Source organism: Pseudomonas benzenivorans (assembly GCF_024397895.1).
Classification (GTDB): Bacteria; Pseudomonadota; Gammaproteobacteria; order Pseudomonadales; family Pseudomonadaceae; genus Aquipseudomonas; species Aquipseudomonas benzenivorans_A.
The window spans coordinates 4,066,795-4,093,154 of record NZ_CP073346.1 but is presented as its reverse complement, the minus strand read 5'-3'; the positions used below and the strand labels follow the sequence as shown (position 1 = coordinate 4,093,154).

Sequence of the window (26,360 nt, the reverse complement as noted above, 5' to 3'; positions counted from 1 at the left end):
CAAAGCCGCCTCAGCCCGTGAAGGGCGCCCATTAGACATTCAACTCTGCACACTGCCAAGACCCGCCGGGCGGGACGGGCCTCGACCTCGACGCCGGACTGCCCGGCGTTTAGAGACCCTGCTCGGTGAAGGCCACGGCCAACCCCAGCGCAGCATCCAGGGCCGCCGCATCGCTGCCGCCGCCCTGAGCCATATCCGGCCGACCGCCGCCCTTGCCGCCGACGGCCGCGGCCGCCTGTTTCATCAGATCGCCGGCCTTGAGCTTGGCGGTCAGGTCCTGGGTCACCCCGGCGACCAGTACGACCTTGTCGTCCTGCACGCCACCGAGCAGGATCACCGCGCTGCCGAGCTTGTTCTTCAGCTGGTCGACCATCGCCAGCAGCGCCTTGCCGTCGAGACCGTCGAGACGGGCGGCGAGCACCTTGGCGCCCTTGACCTCGATCGCCGAACCCGCCAGGTCATTGCCCGCGGCGCTGGCGGCCTTGGCCTTGAGCTGCTCCAGCTCCTTCTCCAGCTGGCGGTTGCGCTCCAGCACCCCGGCGAGCTTGTCGAGCAGGTTGTCGCGGCTGCCCTTGACCAGCATCGCCGCTTCCTTGAGCTGCTCTTCGGCGCCGTTCAGGTAGGCCAGCGCCGCCGCGCCGGTGACCGCTTCGATGCGGCGCACGCCGGCAGCCACGCCGCCTTCGCTGATGATCTTGAACAGGCCGATATCGCCCGTACGGGAGACATGGGTACCGCCGCACAGTTCAACCGAGAAGCCGCCACCCATGGTCAGCATGCGCACGGTTTCGCCGTACTTCTCGCCGAACAGCGCCGCGGCGCCCTTGGCCTTGGCGGTGTCGATATCGGTTTCCTCGGTCTCCACTTCGCTGTTCTTGCGAACCTCGCTGTTGACCATGTCTTCCAGCGCCCTGAGCTGAGCAGGGGTCACGGCCTCGAAGTGGCTGAAGTCGAAACGCAGGCGCTGGCTGTCGACCAGCGAGCCCTTCTGCTGCACGTGCTCACCGAGCACCAGGCGCAAGGCCGAGTGCAGCAGGTGGGTGGCCGAGTGATTGAGCGCCGTGGCCTGACGCACCGTGGCGTCGACCTGAGCGGTGACCTTGGCGCCGACCTTGAGGGCGCCACTGCCGATGATGCCGTGATGCAGGAAAGCGCCGCCGGCCTTGGTGGTGTCGCGCACGTCGAAGCGCCCATCCGCCGCGGCGAGGAAGCCGCAGTCGCCCACCTGACCGCCGGACTCGGCGTAGAACGGGGTCTGGCTGAGGACCACCACGCCCTCCTCGCCCTCGGCGAGTTGCTCGACGGCCTCGCCAGCCTTGAACAGGGCGATCACCTCACCCTCGTCGGCGGTGCAGACATAGCCGGTGAACTGGGTGTCGGTCTCCACCTTGACCAGGCTGTTGTAGTCCATGCCGAAGGCGCTGGCGGAGCGGGCGCGCACGCGCTGGCCTTCCATCTCGCGCTCGAAGCCGGCCTCGTCGATAGTCAGGCCGCGCTCGCGGGCGATGTCGCCGGTCAGGTCGACCGGGAAACCGTAGGTGTCGTAGAGCTTGAACAGGGTCTCGCCGGGGATCATCTTGCCCTTGAGGCCGACCAGATCCTGCTCGAGGATCTTCAGGCCCTGTTCCAGGGTCTTGGCGAACTGCTCTTCCTCGCCCTTGAGCACGCGCTCGATGTGCGCCTGCTGCTGCTTCAGCTCCGGGAAGGCCTCGCCCATCTCGGCCACCAGGGCGGCGACGATGCGATAGAAGAAGCTGCCCTTGGCGCCCAGCTTGTTACCGTGGCGGCAGGCGCGACGGATGATGCGACGCAGCACGTAGCCGCGGCCCTCGTTGGACGGGGTGACACCATCGGCGATCAGGAACCCGCAGGAGCGGATGTGATCGGCCACGACCTTGAGCGAGGCCTGCCCCTCGTTGGTGCAACCGATGGCCTGGGCGGCGGCGTCCAGCAGCTGCTGGAACAGGTCGATCTCGTAGTTCGAATGGACGTGCTGCAGCACCGCGCTGATGCGCTCCAGGCCCATGCCGGTGTCCACGCTCGGCGCCGGCAGCGGGTGCATCACGCCGTCGGCGGTGCGATTGAACTGCATGAACACGTTGTTCCAGATTTCGATGTAACGGTCGCCGTCCTCTTCCGGGCTGCCGGGTGGGCCGCCCCAGATGTCCGCGCCGTGATCGAAGAAGATCTCGGTGCAGGGGCCGCACGGGCCGGTGTCACCCATGGCCCAGAAGTTGTCGGAGGCGTACGGCGCGCCCTTGTTGTCGCCGATGCGCACCATGCGTTCGGCCGGCACGCCGACCTGCTGGGTCCAGATGTCGTAGGCCTCGTCATCGCTGGCGTAGACGGTGACCCACAGCTTGTCCTTGGGCAGGCCCAGCCATTTCTCGGAGGTCAGGAACTCCCAGGCGTAGTGGATGGCGTCGCGCTTGAAGTAGTCGCCGAAGCTGAAGTTGCCGAGCATCTCGAAGAAGGTGTGGTGACGCGCGGTGTAGCCCACGTTCTCCAGGTCGTTGTGCTTGCCGCCGGCGCGCACACACTTCTGGCTGGTGGTGGCGCGGGTGTAGGCACGCTTCTCCAAACCGAGGAAGCAGTCCTTGAACTGGTTCATCCCCGCGTTGGTGAACAGCAGGGTCGGGTCGTTGCCCGGAATCAGGGAACTGGAGGCGACACGGGTGTGCCCTTTCTCTTCGAAGAAGCTCAGGAAGGCTTCACGGATTTCTGCGCTTTTCATAGGGTCATCCACGGAAACAGGCGGCCACGGCAAAGCCGGCAAAGGGCCGCATTATATCGGGCCTGCGAGGTGAGGCTAGTGCCTTTATCGATAGAGGGCGCCTATTCGGCGCCACGGGCCTTTCAGGCTTGACGGAAGGCGGCGAACGCCTCGAGCACCGAAGCGATATCGGCGGCGGCGAAATCCAGGTGGGTGACCAGGCGCAGGCGCGGCGCGGCGCTCAGGCGAATGCCCCGTTCGGCACAGAAGGCCTTGAGCGCCGCGGCCTGCTCGTCGACCTGAACGTAGACCATGTTGGTCTGCACCGGCTCGACCGCATAGCCCAGCTCACGCAGGCCGGCGGCCAGACGCTCGGCATTGGCATGGTCGTCGGCCAGGCGCGCCACCTGATGATCCAGGGCGTAGAGGCCGGCGGCCGCCAGCACTCCGGCCTGACGCATGCCGCCGCCGACCATCTTGCGCAGCCGCCGTGCCTTGCCGATCAGTTCGGCACTGCCGCACAACACCGAGCCCACCGGCGCGCCCAACCCCTTGGACAGGCACACCGACACCGAGTCGAAGTGACGGGTGATCTCGATGGCTTCCACCCCCAGCTTGACGGCGGCGTTGAACAGGCGCGCACCGTCCAGGTGCAGGGCCAGGCCATGGCGGCGGGTCAGCTCGCGGGCGGCAGCCAGGTAGGCCATCGGCAGCACCTTGCCCTGCATGGTGTTCTCCAGGGCCAGCAGGCGGGTGCGGGCGAAGTGGAAGTCGTCCGGCTTGATCGCCGCCTCGACCCGGGCCAGGTCCAGGGAGCCATCGGCCTCCACCTCCAGCGGCTGCGGCTGGATCGAACCGAGCACCGCGGCGCCGCCGCCTTCGTACTTGTAGGTATGGGCCTGTTGGCCGACCAGGTACTCGTCGCCCCGCTGGCAATGGGCCATCAGGCCGAGCAGGTTGCTCATGGTGCCGGTGGGCACGAACAGCCCGGCGGCGAAGCCCAATTGCGCGGCCAGGCGGCCTTCCAGACGGTTGACCGTCGGGTCCTCGCCGTAGACGTCATCGCCCAGCTCGGCGGTCAGCATGGCCTCGCGCATGCCGGGGGTGGGCTGGGTGACGGTGTCGCTGCGCAGGTCGATGACGGACATGGAAGACTTCCCTGAAAGTGGCGAAAGCCACGATGCTAAGGCCCCCCATGGCGGCAGACAAGGTACAGATCAGCGCCGTGCGGACCACACAGATGGCCAGATGAACGTGGCGCTCAGCGATGGGCCCCGGAGCCCCGCGACACGAGTCAGGCGAGCTGAGCGTCTTCGGCCGGCACGACGAGAATGCCGGCGCGCAGGCCGTTCTTCACCCTGGGGTTGGGGAAGATGATCCGCGCGCCCTGCTCCTCCACCACCCAGCGTGTGTCGCTGAGGTCCTCGGCGAGCAGGTAGCCGACCGGCAGCTCGCTGAAGTTCTCGATGTCCAGCGGCAGGTGCAGGCGAAAACCGTCGCTGTGCTTGATGATCTCCCGTGCCACGGCGAACAGTTTCAACTCGCCCAACTCGCCTTCCTGGGCCTCGCCCTCGGGCTCGCGCCCCTCGATGATGGCGTGCAGGCGCGCCTCCAGCCGATCGAGGTTGACCTCCTGGTTCTGGCCAAAGGCCCGGGCCTTGCCCAGTTCCAGGGTGAAGGCCTCGGCGCCGAGCTGGGTGTAGGTGTAGGCGCTGAAGGTGATCGAGCTCTTGTTGTGCAGCAGCACCGCCTCCACCCCCGCCGCATTCAGCCGGGCCAGCTCACGCTTGCTGCGCGCGCGCCCTTCCTGGAACGGATAGAGGGCGAACTGCTCGATCTTCGAGCCGCGAATGGCGGTGTGCAGGTCGTAATGCAGGCGCGTACGCCCCGGCTGACTGAAGAAGGCGGCGGCCAGGTGCTCCAGCTCACAGGCGCGCAGCGCCTCGTAACCGGTGCTCATTTCATGGCGGCCGTTGAACAGCCGGTTGATGTCCTGCTCGACGTAGCGCTCGCCCTGGCGGATCGCCGGCGGGTTGCCGAGCAAAAACAGCATGCGCGCCCGCGGCTTCAGCTCGCCACGGGCGATGCCGTGCAGCAGGCGGTCGAGCAGCTCGATCGGCGCGGTCTCGTTGCCGTGGATACCGGCCGACAGCAGCAGGTCCAGGCCATTGTCGAGGGCCGCCGGCGGCGTCACTTCCAGCGCACCCTCGGCCAACCAGCGCAAACGCGCGCCCTCGGGGGTCAGCTGGAGCTTCGCTGCCGGCTCATGGCCGGCCAGAGTCAGTTCGAGCAGTCTACCGAGGGCAAGCATAGGGGTTACCTCAATCGTGATTGCAGTCGGGGCCGTGGACGTGTTCGTCCTCGCCGAGCTCGGCCGGCTCCATCTCCAGCGCCAGGCTGACCAGGTTGGTGGCCAGCGGGCGCAGCACCAGGTTGGCGAATTCGCTGTCGCCTTCGGCGACGTCCACGCCAATCATCAGCTGGCCGTTGCCCACCTGCTGAATCCACAGCTCCTTGCCCTGCCAGAGGACAGCAAAGCGGGTGCAGGAAGTCTCCAGCTGGGTGCCGTCGGTGTCTTCGAGAATCAGTTGCAGGGCATCGGTCATGGTCATCAGTACTCAGTTAAGCCAATTGGAAGGGATATACCGAGCCCAGTTTAAGGATCTGCGTCAGTTCATCCAATGCCGTACGGCATTCCAACAGCAATTGCGGATCGGCCAGGTCGCTTTCGCGCAGCGCATCGCGGTAGTGCTTGTCGACCCACAGGTTCAGCGTTTCGAACAGGCTCGGGGTCATGATCACCCCGGGGTTGACCGCCTCCAGCTCGTGCTCCTTGAGCGCCACGCGCAGGCGCAGGCACGCCGGGCCACCGCCGTTCTGCATGCTCTGTTTGAGGTCGAACACCTTGACCTCGCGAATCGGTCCCTGGCCCGCGGTCAGCTGCTGCAGGTAGTTCCAGACCTTGGTGTTGTTGCGGCACTCCTCCGGCACGATCAGCAGCATCCCGCCGTCGCCGCGCGTGAGCAGCTGACTGTTGAACAGGTAGGACCTGACCGCGTCCTCGACGCCGACGGCCTCGCGCGGCACGCACACCGCCTGGAGCTGGCCGCCTCGGTGCGCCAGCTTCTCGCCCAGCTCGGCGAGCACCTTGTCGGTGTCGAGGAAGGCATCCTGATGATAGAACAGCACCTCGCCGTTACCGACCGCAATCACGTCGTTGTGGAACACGCCCTGATCGATCACCGCCGGCGACTGCTGGGCATAGACCACGCCCTCCTCGCTCAGGCCGTGCAGTCGGGCTACCGCCTGCGAGGCTTCCAGGGTCTGCCGCGCCGGGTAGCGTTGCGGCGCCGGGAAACGGCTGTCGAAGGCGCTGCGGCCGAACACGAAGAACTCCACGCCGGCATCGCCATAGCCCTTGCAGAAGCGCGTGTGGTTGGCCGCCCCCTCGTCACCGAACTGGCTCACCGCCGGCAGCGCGGCATGGTGGGCGAAGTGCTGCTCGTTGGCGAACATGGCGCCGAGCACGCGACTGGTGGTCGGGTGCTCGATCGAGCGGTGGAACTTGCAGTTGAGGTTGGCGGCGGTGAAGTGCACGCGGCCGTCGGCGGTGTCGGCACTGGGGCTGACGGTGCAGGCGTTGGCCGTCCACATGCTGGAGGCCGAACAGCTGGCGACCAGCAGCGGCATGGCTTCCTTGGCAGCCTGCTGGATCACCTGAGCGTCGTTGCCGGTAAAGCCCAGGCTGCGCAGCACGGCGACATTGGGCCGTTCCTGCGGGGCCAGCACGCCCTGCTTGAAGCCCATCTCCATCAGCGCCTTCATCTTCGCCAGGCCCTGCTTGGCGGCCTCCTTCGGGCTGGACACGGCCTGGCTGTTGCTCTGCGAGGCGACGTTGCCGTAGGACAGACCACCGTAGTTATGGGTCGGTCCCACCAACCCGTCGAAATTCACTTCAAAGGCGTTGTTCACAGGCTTACTCCGGGTGTCAGGGTGGCGGGCAGGCTCAGGCTGTCGGTCTCCAGGGAGGCCACCGGATAGGCGCAGTAATCCGCCGCGTAGTAGGCACTGGCGCGGTGGTTGCCAGAGGCACCGACGCCGCCGAAGGGGGCGCTGCTGGCCGCACCAGTCAGCTGCTTGTTCCAGTTGACGATGCCGGCGCGGCTCTGCAGCCAGAAGCGTTCGTAGCAGGCCTTGGAATCTGACAGCAGACCGGCGGCCAGGCCGAACTGGGTGGCGTTGGCCTCGGCGATGGCGGCATCGAAGTCGGCGTAACGGATGACCTGCAGCAACGGCCCGAAGAACTCCTCGTCGGCGCGCTCGACGACCGCGGTCACGTCGAGGATGCCCGCGGTCAGCAAGGCCGCGCCCGGCTCCGGCTGGGTCATCTGCAGCAGCGCGGTGGCGCCCTTGGCCAGCAGCTCATCTTGGGCCTTAAGCAGCTGCTCGGCCGCCGCCAGGGAGATCACCGAGCCCATGAAGGGCGCCGGCTGCTCATCGTAGCGGCCAACCTTGAGCTGGCCGGCGACCTGCACCAGGCGCGCCAGCAGGGCATCGCCCCAGGCGCCTTGCGGCACCAGCAGGCGGCGCGCGCAGGTGCAACGCTGACCGGCGGAGATGAAGGCCGACTGGATGATGGTGTACACGGCGGCCTCGACATCGGCGACCTGGTCGACGATCAGCGGGTTGTTACCGCCCATTTCCAGGGCCAGGATCTTCTCCGGACGCCCGGCGAACTGGCTGTGCAGCAGGTTGCCGGTGCGGCTCGAGCCGGTGAAAAACAGGCCGTCGATGCCCGGGTGGCCGGCCAGGGCCACGCCGGTTTCCCGCGCGCCCTGCACCAGGTTTAGCACGCCATCCGGCAAGCCGGCCTCGATCCAGCACTTGACGGTCAGCTCGGCGACCCTGGGCGTCAACTCGCTGGGCTTGAACACCACCGCGTTGCCGGCCAGCAACGCCGGCACGATATGGCCATTGGGCAGGTGACCGGGAAAGTTGTAGGGGCCGAACACCGCGACCACGCCGTGCGGCTTGTGGCGCAGCACGGCGGTGGCGTCGCCCAGGGGGCCGCTCTTCTCGCCGGTGCGTTCACGGTAGCTCTGCACCGAGATGGCGACCTTGTTGACCATGCTGATCACCTCGGTGGCCGATTCCCACAACGGCTTGCCGGTTTCCTCGCCGATCGCCTGGGCCAGCTCGTCGGCACGCCCCTTGAGGGCCACCGCGAAGCGCTCCAGCACGCCGATGCGACCATCCAGCGAATACGCGGCCCAGCCCGGGAAGGCGGCACGGGCCGCCTGCACGGCGGCATCGACCTGCTGCGCGTCGGCGCCGCGGCCCTGCCACAGCACCTGCTGGCTGACCGGATTCAGCGATTCCAGGGGCTCGCCCTGACCTTCCTGCCAGCGACCGGCAATGTAATGGGTGCTCATCTTGTTCTATCACTCCCAGCAAGTTCGCCACCCGGCTGCGCGCCGGGCGGGCTATTCGAGCGCGGCGCCAGGCGATACCGGGCGGCGCACAACCCTCAACCGCGGGCCGACAGGGCCACAGCGCGCACCAGATCGCCGGCGGCCAACTGCAGGCGCTTGGCGGTCAGCGGATCGACCACCAGGGTACCGGCGGCCAGGCGGGCCGGCGCGGCGGTAATGCGGCAGTCGGCGCGCTTGCGGTTGTGAATCACAAAAGGCGTGGCGTCATCCCCCGGCGTACCGACGGCCAGGACCAGGGTCTGGCTGTCGCGCACCGCACGGATCTTCGCGGTCTCCGCCTCGATGGCCGGGCCGGCGTCGAAGATGTCGACATAGCCCTGGTAGTGGAAGCCCTCGCCCTTGAGCATGGCCAGCGCCGGCTCGGTGTCGGGATGGACGCGACCGATCACCGCCCGCGCCTCCTCCGAGAGGAAGCAGGTGTAGAGCGGGAACTTCGGCATCAGCTCGGCGATGAAGGCCTTGTTGCCGACACCGGTGAGGTAGTCCGCCTGGGAGAACTCCATCTTGAAGAAGTGCCGGCCGAGGCACTCCCAGAAGGGCGAGCGGCCATTGGCATCGGACATGCCGCGCATCTCGGCGATCACCTTGTCGCCGAACAGCTCGCGGAACTCGGCGATGAACAGGAAACGCGCCTTGGACAGCAGGCGGCCGTTCAGCCCGGTGCGGTGCTTGGCGTGGAGGAACAGCGAGCACAGCTCGGAGTTGCCGGTCAGGTCGTTGGCCAGGAACAGGGTGGGAATCTGCCGGTGAATGTTCAGCTCCTGGGAGGCGCTGACGGTCAGGCCGACCCGGTAGTTGTACCAGGGCTCACGCAGGCCGACGGCGCCGGCCACCGCGGAGATACCGACCACCTGACCGGCATCGTCTTCGAGCACGAACAGGTAGTCGGCGTCGCCCCGCTCGGCGTCGCCACGGAAGGCTTTCTCCGCCCAGCCGACGCGGTGCGCCAGGCGCTCCTCGTTGGCCGGCAGCGTGGTCAGGCCGGCGCCGGTGCTGCGCGCCAGGTCGATCAAGGCCGGTAGATCGGCGCTGCGTACGGGACGAACGATCATGCTGACTCCTTAAACCGCGACCAGGCGCACGCTGGCGCCTTCGCCGACGCCCAGGGCTTCGGCGGCTTCAACACTGAGGGTGACCGGCTTGCCCGGAACCCAATCGAGCTCCGCGACGACGGCGCGGAAATCCTGTAACTGGCCATTGCTCACCAGGTAGGTGCGACCGTCCTTGCCCGGCTCGCCGACCTTCACCGGCACCATGCGGCTCTGGGCGATGGAACGAATCCCCGAGGTACGCGCATGCAGGGTCGGACCGCCGTCGAAGATGTCGATGTAGTGGTCGGTCTCGAAGCCCTCGCGCATGAGGATGTCGAAGGTCACCTGGGCGCGCGGATGCACCTGACCCATGGCCTCCTGGGCCGCGTCGGGCAGCAGCGGCACATAGATGGGGTAGCTGGGCATCAGCTCGGCGAGGAAGGTGCGACTCTTCAGGCCACAGAGGCGCTCGGCCTCGGTGTAGTTCATGTCGAAGAAGTTGCGCCCCACGGCATCCCAGAACGGCGAATCGCCCGAGTCGTCGCTGTAGCCGACGATCTCCACCACCATCGCATCGGCGAAACGCTCGGGGTGGCTGGCGACGAACAGCAGACGGCCACGGGAATTCAACTCCGACCAGACGCCACCGACCAGCGGCCGCTTGACGTAGAAACTGGTCAGCAGGCTGTTGCCGGTGAGGTCATGGCACAGCGACAGCACGTGGATCTTGTTGTGAATCTTCAGCTCGCGGGAGTTGTGCACGAAGGTTTCGTTGCGAAAGCTGTAGAACGGCTCGGAGTAGCCCGCCGAGGCGACTATCGCGGAACAGCCGACCAGCCGGCCGCTGTCGCTGTCCTCGAGCACGAAGAAGTAGCTTTCCTCGCCGTTGAAGCTCACCTCGGCGGCAAACGACGCCTCGGAGGCGGCGATCTTGTCGCGCAGGCGCGCGGCATCGTCCGGCAGGGAAGTCACACCGACCGGGCTGTCCGCGGCGAGACGCTGCACTTCTGTGAGGTCGGCCATTTGCGCGGGTCGCATCACCAGCATGGTGTCACTCCTTCTAAGAAAAGCTCCGAACGGCTCGCGCCGAGCCATCCAGAGAAACCGCGGCACTGGCCGCGGCACGCAGAAAAACGATCATCCCTGGCTCTACCCCGCGCCATCCGTGGCGCGGGACGCATCTGCCGGCGCGACCGGCCTGCAGGTCGCGCCGGCAAGCCGACTCAGCCTTCTTGCGTCAGCCTGGCCACCGCGCGCTCGAAACGCGCCAGGCCTTCGTCGATATCGGCATCCTCGACCACCAGGCTCGGGGCGAAACGCACCACGTCCGGACCGGCCTGCAGAACCATCAGGCCTTCCACTGCGGCGGCATCCAATATCACCTTGGCCTTGCCCTTCCAGGCATCGCTGAGCACGCAGCCGATCAGCAGGCCGAGGCCGCGCACCTGGCTGAACACGCCGTACTGCTCGCCGACCTGCTGCAGCTTGGCCTTGAAACGCGCGTGCTTGGCCTTGACGCCGTCGAGCACCTGCGGGGTGTTGACCACATCGAGCACCGCCTCGGCCACCGCACAGGCCAGCGGGTTGCCGCCATATGTGGTGCCGTGGGTGCCGACTGCCAGGTGCTTGGCCAGCGCGCTGGTGGTAAGCATGGCGCCGATGGGGAAACCGCCGCCCAGGCTCTTGGCGCTGGAGAGGATGTCCGGGGTCACGCCGTAGTGCTGATAGGTGAACAGCGAGCCGCTGCGGCCCATGCCGCTCTGCACTTCGTCGAACACCAGCAGCGCGTTGTGCTCGTCACACAGTTTGCGCGCGCCTTCCAGATAGGCCTGATCGGCCGGCAGCACTCCGCCCTCGCCCTGGATCGGCTCGAGCACCACGGCGCAGGTCTTGCCGGAAACCGCCGCCTTCAGCGCGTCCAGGTCGTTGTACGGCACGTGCGTGATGCCCTGGATCTTCGGCCCGAAGCCGTCGGAGTACTTGGGCTGGCCGCCGACGCTGACGGTGAACAGGGTGCGACCGTGAAAGCTGTTGGTGGCGGCGATGATCTCGTACTTGTCCTCGCCGAACTTGTCGAAGGCAACGCGGCGCGCCAGCTTGAACGCGGCCTCGTTGGCCTCGGCGCCGGAGTTGCAGAAGAACACCCGCTCGGCGAAGGTGGCGTCGATCAGCTTCTTCGCCAGGCGCAGGGCCGGCTCGTTGGTGAACACATTGGAGATGTGCCACAGGGTGTTGGCCTGCTCGGTCAGCGCCTCCACCAGGGCCGGATGGCAATGGCCCAGGGCGTTGACGGCGATACCGCCGGCGAAGTCGATCAGCTCGCGACCACTCTGGTCCCAGACTCGCGAGCCTTCGCCGCGCACCGGCACGAAGGCGGCGGGAGCATAGTTGGGCACCATTACCTGGTCGAAATCGGCGCGCTGCACCGGGTCGTGCTGAACAGACATTTGCATTCTCCTGACAAGGAACACCTGCATTGGACGGCAGGCGATGGGGAGGATTGTAGGGATTGAACCGGAGCCGGCATTGTCGCCATGCGACAACTTCTTATAGCGCCACTCCGGAAAAAACCGACGCTTACGAAAATGCGACAGAAAGCGTCGGGAAGGCGCAGTTTAAACGCAGTTCGCCACATTGGCGCACGGCCAAAGCATTTTCTCCACAAGCTGACCGACAGGTTTTCGCCGGCCGAGCCCCTCATGGATCAAGCACTAGGCGGGGGTCGGCAGCGACTGCAGCACCGGCGGGCGGCTCAGGTTGAGAAACTCGTTGAGTTCGACCTTCTGCGCCATCGCATCCTGGTAACCCAGCTCGATCAGCTCGTTGCAGTAACCGGATTCGAACAGCAGGTAGCTGAGCACCCCGGCGCCACTCGCCCTCGTCGCCCCCGGCCCGCGCAGGAACAGGCGCAGCGTGGCGGGCAGCTCGTGACGGTGGCGCGCGGCGATCTCGTCCACCTGCTGGCTCGGCGAGATCACCAGCACCTCGACCGGTTTCAACCCCAAGCCGGGCGGCCGGTTATCGGGCGGCACCAGACGGCTCAGCTGGTTGATTCGCTCGAGCAACTCGATGTCGCCCTCCAGGCTGTCGATGAAGGTGCTGTTGAGCAGGTGGCCACTGATCTGCGCCAGGGTGGGCGGCTTGACGTCGTGGGGCCGCTCCACCGCACTGTTGGCGTCATCGCCCAGGGGATTGCCGCTGACCCCGATCACCAGCACGCGACTGGCGCCCAGGTGAAGCGCCGGGCTGATCGGCGCCGACTGGCGCACGGCGCCATCGCCGAAGTACTCGCGGTTGATCCGCACCGGCGGAAACACCAGCGGGATCGAGGCGCTGGCCAGCAGGTGTTGCAGGGCCAGCCGGGTCGGCACGCCGACCCGGCGATGACGGAACCAGGGATCGATGGTGGCGCGCCCCTGGTAGAAGGTCACCGCCTGGCCGGTTTCATAACCAAAGGCGGTCACCGCCACGGCGCGCAGGCGGCGCTGACGGACCGCCGCCGCTATCCCGGAGAAATCCAGCTCGCGCTTGAGCAACTCGCCCAGCGGCGAGCTGTCGAGCAGCGCCACCGGCACCCGCCCCCCCAGGCCCAGCAGGCTGTGGCCGATAAAGCGGCTGGCCTGGCGCAACACCCCCGGCCAGTCGCTGCGGTACACCTGGTGGGTGTGAAAGCCCTGCCAGACCTCGGTCAGGCGGCGGATCGCCTCGCCGAAATGCAAGGCGCCACAGGCCAGGCTGACCGCGTTGATCGCCCCGGCGGAGGTGCCGACTATGACCGGAAAAGGATTGTGTTCGGGATTGGGCAACAGGTCAGCGATCGCCGCCAACACACCCACCTGGTAGGCGGCCCGCGCCCCACCGCCGGAGAGGATCAGCCCGGTCACGGGCTGACCGGATGGAGCACACTGCGTCATGAGGCCGGTTCCCGGGATTTTTAGCCAGTATAGAGAGCCACTCGACGAGCGCCGAGGCCGCCTTCGCAACCCTGGCGCGCGGACCGCTCGTTAGACGCGGCGCTTCTTGTAGAGCTTCGGCTCACCGCTCGGCCGCGTCTTGAAGCGCCGATGCGCCCACAGGTACTGCTCGGGACAGGCGCCGATCGCCTGCTCGATCCACTGATTGATGCGCAGGCAGTCGGCCTCCTCGCTGTCGCTGGGGAAATCCTGCAGCGGCGGATGCACCACCACCCGGTAGCCCGAGCCATCGGCCAGACGCACCTGGGTGAAGGGAATCACCCGCGCCCGCCCCAGGCGGGCGAACTTGCTGGTGGCGGTGACCGTGGCCGCCGGCACGCCGAACAACGGCACGAAGACGCTGCGCTGCGCGCCATAGTCCTGGTCCGGCGCGTACCAGACCACGCCGCCAGCCCGGAGCAGCTTGAGCATGCCACGCACGTCGTCGCGCTCGATCACCCCCTGCAGACGCTGCTCGCGACCGCGGCGCTGAACGTAGTCGAACAGTGGGTTCTTGTGCGGCCGGTACATGCCGTACATGTTCTGGCGCATGCCGATCAGGCCGCCACCCATCTCCAGGGTGGTGAAATGCAGGGCCATCAGGATCACCCCCTGGCCGTCCGCCTCGGCCTGCTGCAGGTGCTCCAGCCCCTCGAAAGTACCCAGCCGCGCCAAGCGCGCCGGCGGCCACCACCAGCTGATCGCCATCTCGAAGAAGGTCATGCCGGTCGAGGCGAAGTTCTCCCGCAGCAGGCGCTCGCGCTCGGCGGCCGACAGCTGCGCAAAGCACAACTCCAGATTGCGCGCGGCGATCTGCCGGCGCGAGCGCGCCAGCCGGTACATCACCGCACCCAGCCAGCGCCCCAGGCGCATCAGCACCCGATAAGGCAGCAGCGAGACCAGCCACAACAGGCCAAGCCCCAGCCACAGCAGCCAGAAACGCGGATGAAGGAAGTAACCCCGAAACACTGGACGATCCATGAACGAACCCGCACGACACGTAAAGCCGGGCATTCTATCAGCACTTGGCCGATGGCTCGGCCGCTTGCGACCCGTCGAGGTTCTCGCTATAAGTCCCCGGCAACGCAAGCGACACGCTCCCCTCTTCTATAAGGCGCATCAGGCAGACCATGAGCCAAGCCGATCTACTCGACCAAGACCCCGTGTTTCAGCTCAAGGGCAGCATGCTGGCCATCACCGTGCTGGAGCTGGCACACAACGACCTGGAGCGCCTCGATCAGCAGCTGACGGAGAAAGTCGCGCAGGCGCCGCAGTTCTTCAGCAACACCCCCCTGGTCCTGGCCCTGGACAAACTGCCGGAGGGCGAAGGCAACCTCGACCTGGCCGCGCTGATGGCCCTGTGCCGCCGCCACGGCCTGCGCACCCTGGCGGTACGCGCCAGCCGCGAAGACGACATTGCCGCCGCCGACGCCCTGGACCTGCCGGTGCTGCCGCCGTCCGGTGCGCGCGAGCGCCTGCTCGAGCCGGCCCCCAAAGCGCCGGAAAAGCCGGCCGAGCCCGAGCTCAAGCCCAGCAAGATCATCACCAGCCCGGTGCGCGGCGGCCAGCAGGTCTATGCCCAGGGCGGCGACCTGATCGTCCTGGCCCCGGTCAGCGCCGGCGCCGAGCTGCTCGCCGACGGCAACATCCACGTCTACGCCCCCATGCGCGGGCGCGCCCTGGCCGGCATCAAGGGCAACAGTCAGGCACGAATCTTCTGCCAACAAATGGGCGCCGAAATGCTGTCGATCGCCGGGCATTACAAGGTCGCCGAGGACCTGCGCCGCGACCCGTTATGGGGCGATGCGGTGCATGTCAGCCTGTCGGGTGACGTGTTGAACATCACCCGCCTTTAACGGATACTGCGGCCAATTTTGAGGGACACCAAAGGGCATCCGGACGCCTCGCGCGGCCGCCAGATTCCCGCTTTTTTCTTCACATTTTGGGGTGAATCACCTTGGCCAAGATCCTCGTAGTCACTTCCGGCAAGGGTGGCGTGGGTAAAACCACCACCAGCGCCGCCATCGGTACCGGCCTCGCCCTGCGCGGGCACAAGACTGTCATCGTCGATTTCGACGTCGGCCTGCGCAACCTCGACCTGATCATGGGCTGCGAGCGCCGCGTGGTGTACGACTTCGTCAACGTGGTCAACGGCGAAGCCACCCTGTCCCAGGCCCTGATCAAGGACAAGCGCCTCGAGAATCTCTACGTGCTGGCCGCCAGCCAGACCCGCGACAAGGATGCCCTGACCCTGGAAGGGGTGGAGAAGGTCATCAACGAGCTGTCGCAGAACTTCGAATACGTGGTCTGCGATTCGCCGGCCGGCATCGAGAAGGGCGCTCACCTGGCCATGTACTTCGCCGACGAGGCGATCGTCGTGACCAACCCGGAAGTTTCCTCGGTACGCGACTCCGACCGCATGCTCGGCCTGCTGGCGAGCAAATCGCGGCGCGCCGAAAAGGGCGAAGAGCCGATCAGGGAACACCTGCTGCTGACCCGCTACAACCCGGAGCGCGTGACCAAGGGCGAAATGCTCGGCGTGGAAGACGTCGAGGAGATCCTCGCCATTCGCCTGCTCGGCGTGATCCCCGAGTCGCAAGCGGTGCTCAAGGCCTCCAACCAGGGCATCCCGGTGATTCTCGACGACCAGAGCGACGCCGGCCAGGCGTACAGCGACGCCGTCGACCGCCTGCTCGGCAAGGAAGTGGCCCACCGCTTCCTCGACGTGCAGAAGAAAGGACTCATGCAACGCCTGTTCGGAGCCCGCTGATGAATATTTTCGACTTCTTCCGCGAACGCAAAAAGGAAACCCCCGCCTCCATCGCGAAAGAGCGTCTGCAGATCATCGTGGCCCACGAGCGTGGCCAGCGCAGCCAGCCGGACTACCTGCCGGCCCTGCAGCAGGAGCTGGTCGAGGTGATTCGCAAGTACGTCAACATCGACTCGGACCAGGTCCAGGTCGCTTTGGAGAACCAGGGCAGCTGCTCGATCCTGGAACTCAACATCACCCTGCCGGATCGCTGATCCGGCGCCCAGGTTTTCGCTTGCCCCGCATCGGCGACCTCGGTCGCCGATGCTGTTTTCGGACCCGCCAGATGCCCCTCAGCCAGATTGAAATCCTCCATCAGGACGCCGCCCTGCTGGTGATCAACAAGCCCACCCTGCTGCTCTCGGTACCCGGCCGCGCCGAAGACAACCGCGATTGCCTGGTCACTCGCCTGCAGGAAAACGGCTACCCGGAGGCACGCATCGTCCACCGCCTGGACTGGGAAACCTCGGGCATCATCGTCCTGGCCCGCGACGCCGACAGCCACCGCGAGCTGTCCCGTCAGTTCCACGACCGCGAGACCGAGAAGGCCTATACCGCGCTGTGCTGGGGCCAGCCCGAGCTGGACAGCGGCAGCATCGACCTGCCGCTGCGCTACGACCCGCCAACCAAGCCACGCCACGTGGTCGACCATGAACTGGGCAAGCACGCCCTGACCTTCTGGCGCGTGCTGGAGCGCTGTGGCGACCATTGCCGGGTCGAGCTGACGCCAATCACCGGCCGCTCGCACCAGCTGCGGGTGCACATGCTGTCGATCGGCCACCCGCTGCTCGGCGACCGCCTGTACGCCCACGAACAGGCCCTGGCGGCCCATGAGCGCCTGTGCCTGCACGCCAGCATGCTCAGCCTGACCCACCCGCAAAGCGGCGAACGCCTGCGCTTCGACTGCCCCGCGCCGTTCTAGCGCGCCTGCGGCTCCCGCCTGAACCGGCGGGGAACGCTCAAAAGCTTCCCGGCCCCGCTACTCGGCGTCCTGCCGGCGCGGCCAGATCAGGCTGAAGCGCGCCCCGCCCAAAGCCTCACTGTTGCTGATCTGCGCGCGACCGGCGTGCCAGTAGATGATCCGCCGCACGATCGACAGGCCCAGGCCGTGCCCACCGGAGGCCCGGGTGCGACTGTCGTCCAGGCGCAGGAAGGGGGTGAACAGGCGCTCCCAGGCTTCCTCCGGAACCCCGGGACCGTCGTCCTCGACATCCAGGCGACAGCGCCGGTGGCCGATCTGGACGCTCAGGCGCACCCGCGACTCGGCATGGCGCATGGCATTGCTCACCAGGTTCTGCAGGGCGCGGTGCAGGTAGCGCGGCTCGCCCTCGACCCAGGCACCGCCGCCGTCGGGCGCCTCCACCAGCGTCCCGCGTTCGACCCGCACATTGGCGCGCAGGGGCGCCAGCTCGTCGATCACCTGATCGATCAGCGCGCCCAGGTCGACCGCCTGGAACTTCAGCGCCGGCGCGCCCTGCTCCAGGCGCGCATAGGTGAGCATCTCGTCGACCAGCTTGTCGAGGTCCTGGATATCGCTGTCCATGCCCTCCATGTACTTGCGCCGCGCCGCCTCGCTGTCGGCATCGCCGATCATCTCCAGGCCGAAGCGCAGCCGCGCCACCGGCGTGCGCAGCTCGTGGGACACCGCGCGCACCAGCTCACGCTGGGTACTCAGCGAGCGCTGCAAGTGCTCGGCCATGGCATTGAAGGCATTCGCCAGACGCGCCACCGCATCGCTGCCGTGAGCCCTCACCCGCGCGTCCAGGCGACCGCTGGCCAGCTGAGTGGCGGCGCCCTCCAGCGAGCGCAGGCGCTGCTCCAGCGGCCGCACCAGCAGGTAGACCATCAGGCCGATCAGGCTCAGGCCGATGGCGCCGATCAGCACCAGCAACTGCGGTGGGTACGGGTCCATCTGGTACAGCGGGCCGATCTCCAGCACCCAGTCGGTGTCGACGATGCCGGAGAACACATGGATGCTGTCGCCGCCCTTGCCCAGGGCCATCACCGTGTCGCCTTCGTCGACCCGGCGGCGCTGGTCGGCATCCAGATTGGCCTGCTCCAGGTGCACCAGGCGCAGGTCGAAGCCGAACTGCTTGGCCGCCTTCAGCTCGGCCAGGCGCTGCGGCTGCTCGACCTCGGGAAAGCGCACCAGCTCGTCGATCAGCAGGAACACGGTGGCGCGCGCCAGCTGCTCGCTGATCTGTTGCACCTCGCCGCTGAGCAGCAGCTGCTCCTGCTCGCCGACCAGGCTGTAGATCTGCGCCGCATGGGGACCGGTCTGGTGCACCAGCACCTGCCCCTTCAGCAGGCGCTTGCGCGCGCCGCTGTCGAGGTCGACCTCATCCAGCGCCTGGATGTCCAGGGGAATGCCCAGCAGGCGCGCCCACACGGCTGTGGCGCGGCGCCGCTCGACGTCGGCCATGGGCGCCAGGTTGTCGGCCATCAGGCGGAAGGTGCCACTGGCCAGGCGCTCACGGTACTGATCGGCGCGCACCTGATTGACCAGCTGCAGGGTGCCGACACCGAGCAGCGCGACCAGCACCAGCACCGCCAGCATGCCGGCGTAGATGCGCAGGAATATGGAATTCATTGCAGCGCTTCGGCGGCCTCGGCAACGAACAGGTAGCCCTTGCTGCGCACGGTCTTGATCAGACGCGGATGCATCGGGTCGTCGCCGATCTTCGGGCGGATGCGCGAGATGCGCACGTCGATGGAGCGGTCCTGGCCGTCGTACTCGATGCCGCGCAGGGCGGTGAAGATCTCCTCGCGCGAGAGGATCCGCCCGGCGTTGGCGGTGAGCAGCCAGAGCAGGTCGAACTCGGCGCTGGTCAGCTCGATGCTCTGCTCGCCCAGCCAGGCCTCGCGCATCGCGCTGTCGACCACCAGCGGACCGAACTCCAGGCGCCGCGGCTCATGCGCCGCGCTCGACGCGCTGCCTTCATGGCGCCGCAGCAGGGCGCGCACGCGGGCCAGCAGCACCCGCGGCCGCACCGGCTTGCACACGTAGTCGTCGGCGCCCATTTCCAGGCCGAGCACCTGGTCCATGTCGTCGGTGCGCGCGGTGAGCATCAGGATCGGCCCCGGGTAACCGGTGCGCACCTTGCGGCAGATCGCCAGGCCGTCTTCGCCGGGCAACATCAGGTCGAGGATCACCAGATCCGGCTGCTCCTTGAGAATGCGCGCGGCCGCCCGCGCGCCATCGGCCTCGATGGCCACCGTCAGACCGTTGCCCTCCAGGTACTCACGGGTCAGCTCGGCCAGACGCTGATCGTCCTCGACGATCAGGATTTGCCACGACTCTTGCTCCACTGCTGCCTCCCAAGGACAGATCAACCGGGGTGAAACAGGCCGGCATTGTAGCAACGCCGAGGTCCGCAGCCATGGTCGAATCCTGCCCGGTGACGATAGCGCGCCCTGCGTAGCGTGGAAATCGCTTACCCCGCTCCTGTCGATTAACCCGATCACATCGAAATAAAGGCGCGCAACGCGGCCTGCACAGAGCAGGCCAACAATCAAGGAAAAAACCTACATCTTGTGTTTGTGTGATCGAGGCAAAACACCCGTTGTCGCGTGAAAAAAATCCACGCTCTGCTCGACGAACGGTCCCCAGGGGACAACCCCAGCTTTCATGCGGGCTGGCGAAAGTTACCCCAAGATAACCCACAGATTTATCCACAGGGAAAGCGCGAGGCTTGGCTTGTCTTCACCCGAGCACCGCACTATCTTGTATCTCCATCGCGGCAAACACCTACATGTTGGGTTTTTGCACAAGAAACGACACAAGCACATTTGCACCCAAAAGGTCCAGACCGAGAACAACAACAGTGCAGGTGAATGCTTCTGCTGCTGCCGTCGCAGCAACAGGGCCGACCGCCCTCCCGCGTAGCACAGATCGCCAGGCGGGCGCGAAACAGGGTGCAGAGTCCTTGCACACGAACCACTAGATATAGTAGTGCCGACCGCAGTCGACACTAGACTTTTGAGCCAGGAAGGCGCTTTAGTCGTGCCCTCCCAGCCCAGTTTGCAAGTCCCGTGCGCCCGGCGTTCTTTGCCCCGCGCATGGTGTTGTTGAAATGGAACGGCGGGTACGCCACGGCATAGCGTCCAACTAACTGAATTTCAGAGCACGGAGACCTTCATGCATACCGACACCACTCGCGAGAACCCGCAGGCCCAGGCGCCGCAGGCCGCCGATGCCAGCCAGGACCTGAGCGCCACCGCGCCGGGCCAGCTGCGTGTGATCAAGCGTAACGGCACCGTGGTGCCTTACACCGACGACAAGATCACCGTCGCCATCACCAAGGCCTTTCTCGCCGTGGAGGGTGGCACCGCCGCCGCCTCGTCGCGCATCCATGACACCGTCGCGCGCCTGACCGAGCAGGTCAGCGCCACCTTCAAGCGCCGCATGCCCTCCGGCGGCACCATCCACATCGAGGAAATCCAGGACCAGGTCGAACTGGCCCTGATGCGCGCCGGCGAGCAGAAGGTCGCCCGCGACTACGTGATCTACCGCGAATCCCGCGCCCAGGAGCGCAAGCGTGGCGCCGCCAGCGAAGTCGCCGTGCCGCACCCGAGCATCCGCATCACCGCCGCCGACGGCAGCGTCGCGCCGTTGGACATGGGCCGCCTGCAGACCATCATCCGCGAAGCCTGCGAAGGCCTGGCCGAGGTCGACGGCGCGCTGATCGAGCGCGAGACCCTGAAGAACCTCTACGACGGCGTGGCCGAGAAGGACGTCAACACCGCCCTGGTGATGACCGCCCGCACCCTGGTCGAGCGCGAGCCGAACTACTCCTACGTCACCGCCCGCCTGCTGATGGACAACATCCGCGCCGAAGGCCTGGGCTTCCTCGGCGTCGCCGCCAGCGCCACCCACCACGAGATGGCCGAGCTGTACGCCAAGGCGCTGCCGGCCTACGTGGCCAAGGGCATCGAGTTCGAACTGCTCGACCCGAAACTGCAGAGCTACGACCTCGAGCGCCTGGGCCAGGCGATCAACCACGAGCGCGACCAGCAGTTCACCTACCTGGGCCTGCAGACCCTGTACGACCGTTACTTCATCCACAAGGACGGCGTGCGTTTCGAACTGCCCCAGGTGTTCTTCATGCGCGTGGCCATGGGCCTGGCCATCGAGGAGCAGGACAAGGAAACTCGCGCCATCGAGTTCTACAACCTGCTGTCGTCGTTCGACTACATGTCGTCCACCCCGACCCTGTTCAACGCCGGCACCCTGCGTCCGCAGCTGTCCAGCTGCTACCTGACCACCGTGCCGGACGACCTCTCGGGCATCTACAGCGCCATCCACGACAACGCCATGCTGAGCAAATTCGCCGGCGGCCTGGGCAACGACTGGACCCCGGTGCGCGCGCTGGGCTCCTACATCAAGGGCACCAACGGCAAATCCCAGGGCGTCGTGCCCTTCCTCAAGGTGGTCAACGACACCGCCGTGGCGGTCAACCAGGGCGGCAAGCGCAAGGGCGCGGTCTGTGCCTACCTGGAAACCTGGCACATGGACATCGAGGAGTTCATCGAGCTGCGCAAGAACACCGGTGACGACCGTCGCCGCACCCACGACATGAACACCGCCAACTGGATCCCGGACCTGTTCATGAAGCGCGTGTTCGACGACGGCCCCTGGACCCTGTTCAGCCCGAGCGAAGTGCCGGACCTGCACGACCTCACCGGCAAGGCCTTCGAGGAGCGCTACGAGTACTACGAAGCCCTGACCCAGTACGGCGGCAAGATCAAGCTGTTCAAGACCATCCAGGCCAAGGACCTGTGGCGCAAGATGCTCTCGATGCTGTTCGAGACCGGCCACCCGTGGCTGACCTTCAAGGACCCGTGCAACCTGCGCAGCCCGCAGCAGCACGTCGGCGTGGTGCACAGCTCCAACCTGTGCACCGAGATCACCTTGAACACCAACAAGGACGAGATCGCCGTGTGCAACCTGGGTTCGGTCAACCTGCCGAACCACATCGTCGACGGCAAGCTGGACACCGCCAAGCTGGCGCGCACGGTGAAGACCGCGGTGCGCATGCTCGATAACGTCATCGACATCAACTACTACTCGGTGCCGCAGGCGAAGAACTCCAACTTCAAGCACCGTCCGGTGGGCCTGGGCATCATGGGCTTCCAGGACGCCCTGTACCTGCAGCACATCCCCTACGGCTCCGATGCCGCAGTGGACTTCGCCGACAAGTCGATGGAAGCGGTCAGCTACTACGCCATCCAGGCGTCCTGCGACCTGGCCGACGAGCGCGGCGCCTACGAGACCTTCCAGGGCTCGCTGTGGTCCAAGGGCATCCTGCCGCTGGACTCCCAGCAGATCCTCATCGAGGCTCGCGGCCAGAAGTACATCGATGTCGACCTGACCGAGTCGCTGGACTGGGCCCCGCTGCGCGAACGCGTGCAGAAGGGCATCCGCAACTCCAACATCATGGCCATCGCGCCGACCGCGACCATCGCCAACATCACCGGCGTGTCGCAGTCGATCGAGCCGACCTACCAGAACCTCTACGTGAAGTCGAACCTCTCCGGCGAGTTCACCGTGATCAACCCCTACCTGGTACGCGACCTCAAGGCCCGCGGCCTGTGGGACTCGGTGATGATCAACGACCTGAAGTACTACGACGGTTCGGTGCAGCAGATCGAGCGCATCCCCCAGGAGCTCAAGGACCTGTACGCCACCGCCTTCGAGGTGGAGACCAAGTGGATCGTCGACGCCGCCAGCCGTCGCCAGAAGTGGATCGACCAGGCCCAGTCGCTGAACCTGTACATCGCCGGCGCCTCGGGCAAGAAGCTCGACGTGACCTACCGCATGGCCTGGTACCGCGGCCTGAAGACCACCTACTACCTCCGTGCCCTGGCCGCCACCAGCACCGAGAAGTCGACCATCAACACCGGCAAGCTCAACGCCGTGTCCAGCGGTGGTGGCGACGGCCTCGGCGCGGCACCGGCCAAGGCCCCGGCCGAGCAGGCCGCACCGGCGCCGGCCCCCGTGCCCAAGGCCTGTGCCATCGACGAGCCGGACTGCGAAGCGTGCCAATAAACGCGCGAATCTGAGCGGCATTCGCGTCGTTGCCGCGTGAACCGACCCCGGTCATGTACAGCCGTACACTCCCGGGGCCGGCCCACACGGCGCCTAGCGACTACTCGCTCAGCTACGCGCTCGAATAGTTGAGGACTCGCCGCTCAGGCGAGCCCCGGAGAAAGGCACCAGCCTCTCCCCTGCGACCGACGGTCGCCATTGCGCCACGCCACAGACTAGTATTTAACTGTATATCCATACAGGCCGGTCATTTCACCGGCCCTCAAGCAGGAGCCAAGCCATGCTGAGCTGGGATGAATTCGACAAGGAAGACGGCAGCGAAGCCGCCGTCGCCAGCAACACCAACGCCCAATCCACCGACCTGGGTGTGGACAAGCTCGACCAGGCCGGCGACGCCGCCGCCCACGAAGCCCGCGCCGTGGCCGCCGACGACAGCGCCGCAGTGGCCCGCGCCAAGGCCGCCCTCGACCAGCTGGACATCCAGGAAGGCCTGGACGAGCTGGAAGGCTCCGCCGCCCGCGTCGCGGTCGACGAGAAGCGCATGATCAACTGCCGCGCCGACCTCAACCAGCTCGTACCCTTCAAGTACGACTGGGCCTGGCAGAAGTACCTGGATGGTTGCGCCAACCACTGGATGCCCCAGGAAGTGAACATGAACGCGGACATCGCGTTGTGGAAGAGCACCGACGGCCTGACCGACGACGAGCGCCGCATCGTCATGCGCAACCTCGGCTTCTTCTCCACCGCCGATTCGCTGGTGGCCAACAACCTGGCCCTGGCCGTGTACCGCCTGATCACCAACCCCGAGTGCCGCCAGTACATCCTGCGCCAGGCCTTCGAAGAGGCGATCCACACCCACGCCTACCAGTACTGCATCGAGTCCCTGGGGATGGATGAAGGCGAGATCTTCAACATGTACCACGAGATCCCGAGCGTGGCGAAGAAGGCCAGCTGGGGCCTCAAGTACACCCGCGCCATCTCCGACCCGACCTTCAACACCGGCACCGTGGAGACCGACAAGGAATTGCTGCGCAACCTGATCGCCTACTACTGCGTGCTCGAAGGCATCTTCTTCTACTGCGGCTTCACCCAGATCCTCTCCATGGGCCGGCGCAACAAGATGACCGGCGTCGCCGAGCAGTTCCAGTACATCCTGCGCGACGAATCCATGCACCTGAACTTCGGCATCGACGTGATCAACCAGATCAAGATCGAGAACCCGCACCTGTGGGATGCGGCGATGAAGGACGAGGCCACCCAGATGATCCTCCAGGGCACCCAGCTGGAGATCGAATACGCCCGCGACACCATGCCCCGGGGCGTACTGGGCATGAACGCGGCGATGATGGAGGACTACCTCAAGTTCATCGCCAACCGTCGCCTGACCCAGATTGGCTTGAAGGAAGAGTACCCAGGTACCACTAACCCCTTCCCATGGATGAGCGAGATCATGGACCTGAAGAAGGAGAAGAACTTCTTCGAGACGCGGGTGATCGAGTATCAGACAGGTGGGGCGTTGAGCTGGGATTGATTCCTGGGTCTAGACCGTTAAGACAGATTAGAAACGCTTTACCTGAAATGGATGTTTGGGGTAGCGAGAAAACTGCAAGCCCCGCCTAGTGCGGGGCTTTTTTTGGCATGCCCCCTGCTACGCGTCATGACCACGTCACCCTGGCCATGACGCAGAAATATACACACTTCAGCCCCGGGCCCCTGGCTGATGTGGTGAGCCAGAACTCACTGGCGATTCAGTGCAAGCCAGTAATGGAGAGCGAGTTATGAGCGAGGATACGGCGTCGAAGCTGACAGCCACTAAGCAGCAGAGTGCAATGTGGAAAGCCGATGAGTTGCAACGAGTGCCCCCCCTGCAGAACTAAAGGAGAACTAAAGCAGAACTAAGGAAACTCTGAAGAAGACTTCCTGATTTTGGCAAAATACCCGGATTCCACCCGCCGAGTTTTCCGATGAAGCAGATGACCTTCGCCGACGCCGAGTACGCCGGCAAGCGCAAGAAAACCCGCAAGGAACTGTTCCTGATTGAGATGGATCAGGTGGTGCCGTGGAAGGGGTTGATTGCCCTGATCGAGCCGCACTACCCAAAGGGTGAAGGCGGCCGGCCCGCTTATCCGCTGCTGGCGATGCTGCGTATTCATCTGATGCAGAACTGGTTCGGCTATAGCGATCCGGCAATGGAAGAGGCTTTGTACGAGACCACTATCCTGCGCCAGTTTGCTGGCCTGAGCCTGGAACGTATCCCGGACGAAACCACCATCCTCAACTTCCGGCGCCTGCTGGAAAAACACGAACTGGCGGCCGGAATACTGGCGGTAATTAACGGATATCTCGGTGACCGCGGCCTGTCGCTGCGCCAGGGCACCATCGTTGATGCCACGCTGATCGATGCGCCCAGCTCGACCAAGAACAAAGACGGCAAACGCGACCCTGAGATGCATCAGACCAAGAAGGGCAACCAGTACTACTTCGGCATGAAGGCCCACATCGGCGTCGATGACGAATCGGGCCTGGTGCACAGCGTGGTCGGTACCGCAGCCAACGTGGCGGACGTGACCCAAGTCGACAAGTTGCTGCATGGCGAGGAGAACGTCATCTGCGCCGATGCCGGCTATACCGGGGTCGAGAAGCGCTCCGAGCATGCCGGCCGTGAGGTGATCTGGCAGGTCGCGGCACGACGAGGCACCTATAAGAAGCTGGGCAAGAGCAGCCCGCTCTATACAGCCAAACGCAAGATCGAAAAGGCCAAGGCCCAGGTGCGGGCCAAGGTCGAGCACCCATTTCGGGTGATCAAGCGCCAGTTCGGTTACGTGAAGGTGCGATTCCGCGGCCTGGCCAAGAACACCGCGCAGCTGATAACGCTGTTCGCGCTGTCGAACCTGTGGATGGCGCGTCGACATTTGCTGGCGACCACAGGAGAGGTGCGCCTGTGATGAGGAGAATGGCTGCCGCGAGATGCTCGCGACGGCCAAGAACGGAGAAATGAGTGGGCCATCTGGTCGATTTTGATCGTTTGCCCGCTTTCAAAATCGGCAAAGGCTGAAGTCAGCCAGAAATGCATGGCTATTTCAGACCATCCCTAAAGGGGTCGGAGTGATTTATTTTTGATCGTTCCCACGCTCCGCGTGGGAATGCCGCCCTCGACGATCGGCGTCCACTCACAGCCCTGCGCACACAGCCCCCGCAGCGACGCGGAGCGTCACCGGCCAGGCTCCCACGCGGAGCGTGGGAGCCATCAGGAAGGAGAACTAAAGGGGTCGGAGTGATTTTGATCGTTCCCACGCTCCGCGTGGGAATGCCGC

At 65.8% G+C, this 26,360-nt stretch carries 20 protein-coding genes; 7 read left to right on the top strand and 13 right to left on the bottom strand.

Annotated features, from left to right (window positions below):
- Positions 1 to 109: 109 nt before the first annotated feature.
- The 11 genes from alaS to KDW96_RS19145 form a co-directional block, all read right to left on the bottom strand.
- The gene (alaS, locus tag KDW96_RS19195) at positions 110 to 2,734 is read right to left on the bottom strand and encodes an alanine--tRNA ligase (protein WP_255837823.1); all 2,625 of its coding nucleotides are present in this window, start codon (positions 2,732 to 2,734) and stop codon (positions 110 to 112) included.
- Between the two features lie 122 nt (positions 2,735 to 2,856).
- Positions 2,857 to 3,861 carry a low-specificity L-threonine aldolase gene (gene ltaE / locus KDW96_RS19190; RefSeq protein WP_255837822.1) on the bottom strand — a complete coding sequence of 335 codons (1,005 nt, stop codon included), beginning with the start codon at positions 3,859 to 3,861 and terminating at the stop codon, positions 2,857 to 2,859.
- Between the two features lie 146 nt (positions 3,862 to 4,007).
- Positions 4,008 to 5,024 carry a succinylglutamate desuccinylase gene (gene astE / locus KDW96_RS19185; protein WP_255837821.1) on the bottom strand — a complete coding sequence of 339 codons (1,017 nt, stop codon included), beginning with the start codon at positions 5,022 to 5,024 and terminating at the stop codon, positions 4,008 to 4,010.
- 10 nt (positions 5,025 to 5,034) lie between these two features.
- Positions 5,035 to 5,319 (bottom strand): topoisomerase II, encoded by a 285-nt coding sequence (locus KDW96_RS19180; RefSeq protein ID WP_255840565.1) that lies wholly within the window; start codon positions 5,317 to 5,319, stop codon positions 5,035 to 5,037.
- Between the two features lie 16 nt (positions 5,320 to 5,335).
- On the bottom strand, positions 5,336 to 6,685 hold the full coding sequence (gene astB, locus KDW96_RS19175) for an N-succinylarginine dihydrolase (RefSeq protein WP_255837819.1): 1,350 nt from the start codon (positions 6,683 to 6,685) through the stop codon (positions 5,336 to 5,338).
- On the bottom strand, positions 6,682 to 8,145 hold the full coding sequence (astD, locus tag KDW96_RS19170) for a succinylglutamate-semialdehyde dehydrogenase (RefSeq protein WP_255837818.1): 1,464 nt from the start codon (positions 8,143 to 8,145) through the stop codon (positions 6,682 to 6,684). The genes astB and astD overlap by 4 nt, the downstream gene beginning before the upstream one ends.
- 95 nt (positions 8,146 to 8,240) lie before the next feature.
- Positions 8,241 to 9,257 carry an arginine N-succinyltransferase gene (astA, locus tag KDW96_RS19165; protein WP_255837817.1) on the bottom strand — a complete coding sequence of 339 codons (1,017 nt, stop codon included), beginning with the start codon at positions 9,255 to 9,257 and terminating at the stop codon, positions 8,241 to 8,243.
- 9 nt (positions 9,258 to 9,266) lie between these two features.
- A complete protein-coding gene (gene aruF / locus KDW96_RS19160) occupies positions 9,267 to 10,283 on the bottom strand; it encodes an arginine/ornithine succinyltransferase subunit alpha (RefSeq protein WP_255837816.1) in 1,017 nt (338 codons plus the stop codon).
- A 176-nt stretch (positions 10,284 to 10,459) separates the two neighbouring features.
- Positions 10,460 to 11,683, bottom strand: coding sequence for an aspartate aminotransferase family protein (locus KDW96_RS19155; RefSeq protein WP_255837815.1), 1,224 nt, complete (start codon positions 11,681 to 11,683; stop codon positions 10,460 to 10,462).
- 264 nt (positions 11,684 to 11,947) lie between these two features.
- Complete coding sequence (locus tag KDW96_RS19150) at positions 11,948 to 13,150, bottom strand: patatin-like phospholipase family protein (RefSeq protein ID WP_255837814.1); 1,203 nt, start codon at positions 13,148 to 13,150, stop codon at positions 11,948 to 11,950.
- A 90-nt stretch (positions 13,151 to 13,240) separates the two neighbouring features.
- Positions 13,241 to 14,170, bottom strand: a complete 930-nt coding sequence (locus KDW96_RS19145; RefSeq protein WP_255837813.1) for a lipid A biosynthesis lauroyl acyltransferase — start codon at positions 14,168 to 14,170, stop codon at positions 13,241 to 13,243.
- A 149-nt stretch (positions 14,171 to 14,319) separates the two neighbouring features.
- On the opposite strand from KDW96_RS19145, the gene minC reads away from it, so the two are divergent.
- The 4 genes from minC (at position 14,320) to KDW96_RS19125 (ending at position 16,920) form a co-directional block, all read left to right on the top strand.
- On the top strand, positions 14,320 to 15,045 hold the full coding sequence (gene minC / locus KDW96_RS19140) for a septum site-determining protein MinC (RefSeq protein ID WP_255837811.1): 726 nt from the start codon (positions 14,320 to 14,322) through the stop codon (positions 15,043 to 15,045).
- Positions 15,046 to 15,146: 101 nt separating this feature from the next.
- Positions 15,147 to 15,959: a septum site-determining protein MinD gene (gene minD, locus KDW96_RS19135; RefSeq protein WP_255837809.1), complete on the top strand. Its 813-nt coding sequence runs from the start codon at positions 15,147 to 15,149 to the stop codon at positions 15,957 to 15,959.
- Positions 15,959 to 16,213: a cell division topological specificity factor MinE gene (gene minE / locus KDW96_RS19130; protein WP_021443221.1), complete on the top strand. Its 255-nt coding sequence runs from the start codon at positions 15,959 to 15,961 to the stop codon at positions 16,211 to 16,213. The genes minD and minE overlap by 1 nt, the downstream gene beginning before the upstream one ends.
- 71 nt (positions 16,214 to 16,284) lie before the next feature.
- The gene (locus tag KDW96_RS19125; RefSeq protein ID WP_255837807.1) at positions 16,285 to 16,920 is read left to right on the top strand and encodes an RluA family pseudouridine synthase; all 636 of its coding nucleotides are present in this window, start codon (positions 16,285 to 16,287) and stop codon (positions 16,918 to 16,920) included.
- 57 nt (positions 16,921 to 16,977) lie between these two features.
- Here KDW96_RS19125 and KDW96_RS19120 read toward each other — a convergent pair whose 3' ends face one another.
- Both KDW96_RS19120 and KDW96_RS19115 read right to left on the bottom strand, forming a co-directional pair.
- On the bottom strand, positions 16,978 to 18,588 hold the full coding sequence (locus tag KDW96_RS19120; RefSeq protein ID WP_255837805.1) for an ATP-binding protein: 1,611 nt from the start codon (positions 18,586 to 18,588) through the stop codon (positions 16,978 to 16,980).
- On the bottom strand, positions 18,585 to 19,307 hold the full coding sequence (locus KDW96_RS19115) for a response regulator (protein WP_255837804.1): 723 nt from the start codon (positions 19,305 to 19,307) through the stop codon (positions 18,585 to 18,587). Before KDW96_RS19115 ends, KDW96_RS19120 begins: the two co-directional genes overlap by 4 nt.
- Positions 19,308 to 20,136: 829 nt before the next feature.
- Between KDW96_RS19115 and KDW96_RS19110 the strand changes: the two genes are divergently transcribed.
- The 3 genes from KDW96_RS19110 to KDW96_RS19100 all read left to right on the top strand — a co-directional run bounded on the left by KDW96_RS19110 (position 20,137) and on the right by KDW96_RS19100 (position 25,991).
- Positions 20,137 to 23,046, top strand: coding sequence for a ribonucleoside-diphosphate reductase subunit alpha (locus KDW96_RS19110; RefSeq protein ID WP_255837803.1), 2,910 nt, complete (start codon positions 20,137 to 20,139; stop codon positions 23,044 to 23,046).
- A 280-nt stretch (positions 23,047 to 23,326) separates the two neighbouring features.
- Positions 23,327 to 24,577: a ribonucleotide-diphosphate reductase subunit beta gene (locus tag KDW96_RS19105; RefSeq protein WP_255837802.1), complete on the top strand. Its 1,251-nt coding sequence runs from the start codon at positions 23,327 to 23,329 to the stop codon at positions 24,575 to 24,577.
- Positions 24,578 to 25,010: 433 nt separating this feature from the next.
- Positions 25,011 to 25,991, top strand: coding sequence for an IS5 family transposase (locus tag KDW96_RS19100; protein WP_255837545.1), 981 nt, complete (start codon positions 25,011 to 25,013; stop codon positions 25,989 to 25,991).
- The last annotated feature ends 369 nt before the right edge of the window (positions 25,992 to 26,360 follow it).

Coding starts and splice junctions, on each gene's coding strand:
- alaS (WP_255837823.1), bottom strand. CDS start 2,734: ATGAAAAGCGCAGAAATCCGTGAAGCCTTCCTGAGCTTCTTCGAAGAG.
- ltaE (WP_255837822.1), bottom strand. CDS start 3,861: ATGTCCGTCATCGACCTGCGCAGCGACACCGTCACCCAGCCCACCCCC.
- astE (WP_255837821.1), bottom strand. CDS start 5,024: ATGCTTGCCCTCGGTAGACTGCTCGAACTGACTCTGGCCGGCCATGAG.
- KDW96_RS19180 (WP_255840565.1), bottom strand. CDS start 5,319: ATGACCGATGCCCTGCAACTGATTCTCGAAGACACCGACGGCACCCAG.
- astD (WP_255837818.1), bottom strand. CDS start 8,145: ATGAGCACCCATTACATTGCCGGTCGCTGGCAGGAAGGTCAGGGCGAG.
- astA (WP_255837817.1), bottom strand. CDS start 9,257: ATGATCGTTCGTCCCGTACGCAGCGCCGATCTACCGGCCTTGATCGAC.
- aruF (WP_255837816.1), bottom strand. CDS start 10,283: ATGCTGGTGATGCGACCCGCGCAAATGGCCGACCTCACAGAAGTGCAG.
- KDW96_RS19155 (WP_255837815.1), bottom strand. CDS start 11,683: ATGTCTGTTCAGCACGACCCGGTGCAGCGCGCCGATTTCGACCAGGTA.
- KDW96_RS19150 (WP_255837814.1), bottom strand. CDS start 13,150: ATGACGCAGTGTGCTCCATCCGGTCAGCCCGTGACCGGGCTGATCCTC.
- KDW96_RS19145 (WP_255837813.1), bottom strand. CDS start 14,170: ATGGATCGTCCAGTGTTTCGGGGTTACTTCCTTCATCCGCGTTTCTGG.
- minC (WP_255837811.1), top strand. CDS start 14,320: ATGAGCCAAGCCGATCTACTCGACCAAGACCCCGTGTTTCAGCTCAAG.
- minE (WP_021443221.1), top strand. CDS start 15,959: ATGAATATTTTCGACTTCTTCCGCGAACGCAAAAAGGAAACCCCCGCC.
- KDW96_RS19125 (WP_255837807.1), top strand. CDS start 16,285: ATGCCCCTCAGCCAGATTGAAATCCTCCATCAGGACGCCGCCCTGCTG.
- KDW96_RS19120 (WP_255837805.1), bottom strand. CDS start 18,588: ATGAATTCCATATTCCTGCGCATCTACGCCGGCATGCTGGCGGTGCTG.
- KDW96_RS19110 (WP_255837803.1), top strand. CDS start 20,137: ATGCATACCGACACCACTCGCGAGAACCCGCAGGCCCAGGCGCCGCAG.
- KDW96_RS19105 (WP_255837802.1), top strand. CDS start 23,327: ATGCTGAGCTGGGATGAATTCGACAAGGAAGACGGCAGCGAAGCCGCC.
- KDW96_RS19100 (WP_255837545.1), top strand. CDS start 25,011: ATGAAGCAGATGACCTTCGCCGACGCCGAGTACGCCGGCAAGCGCAAG.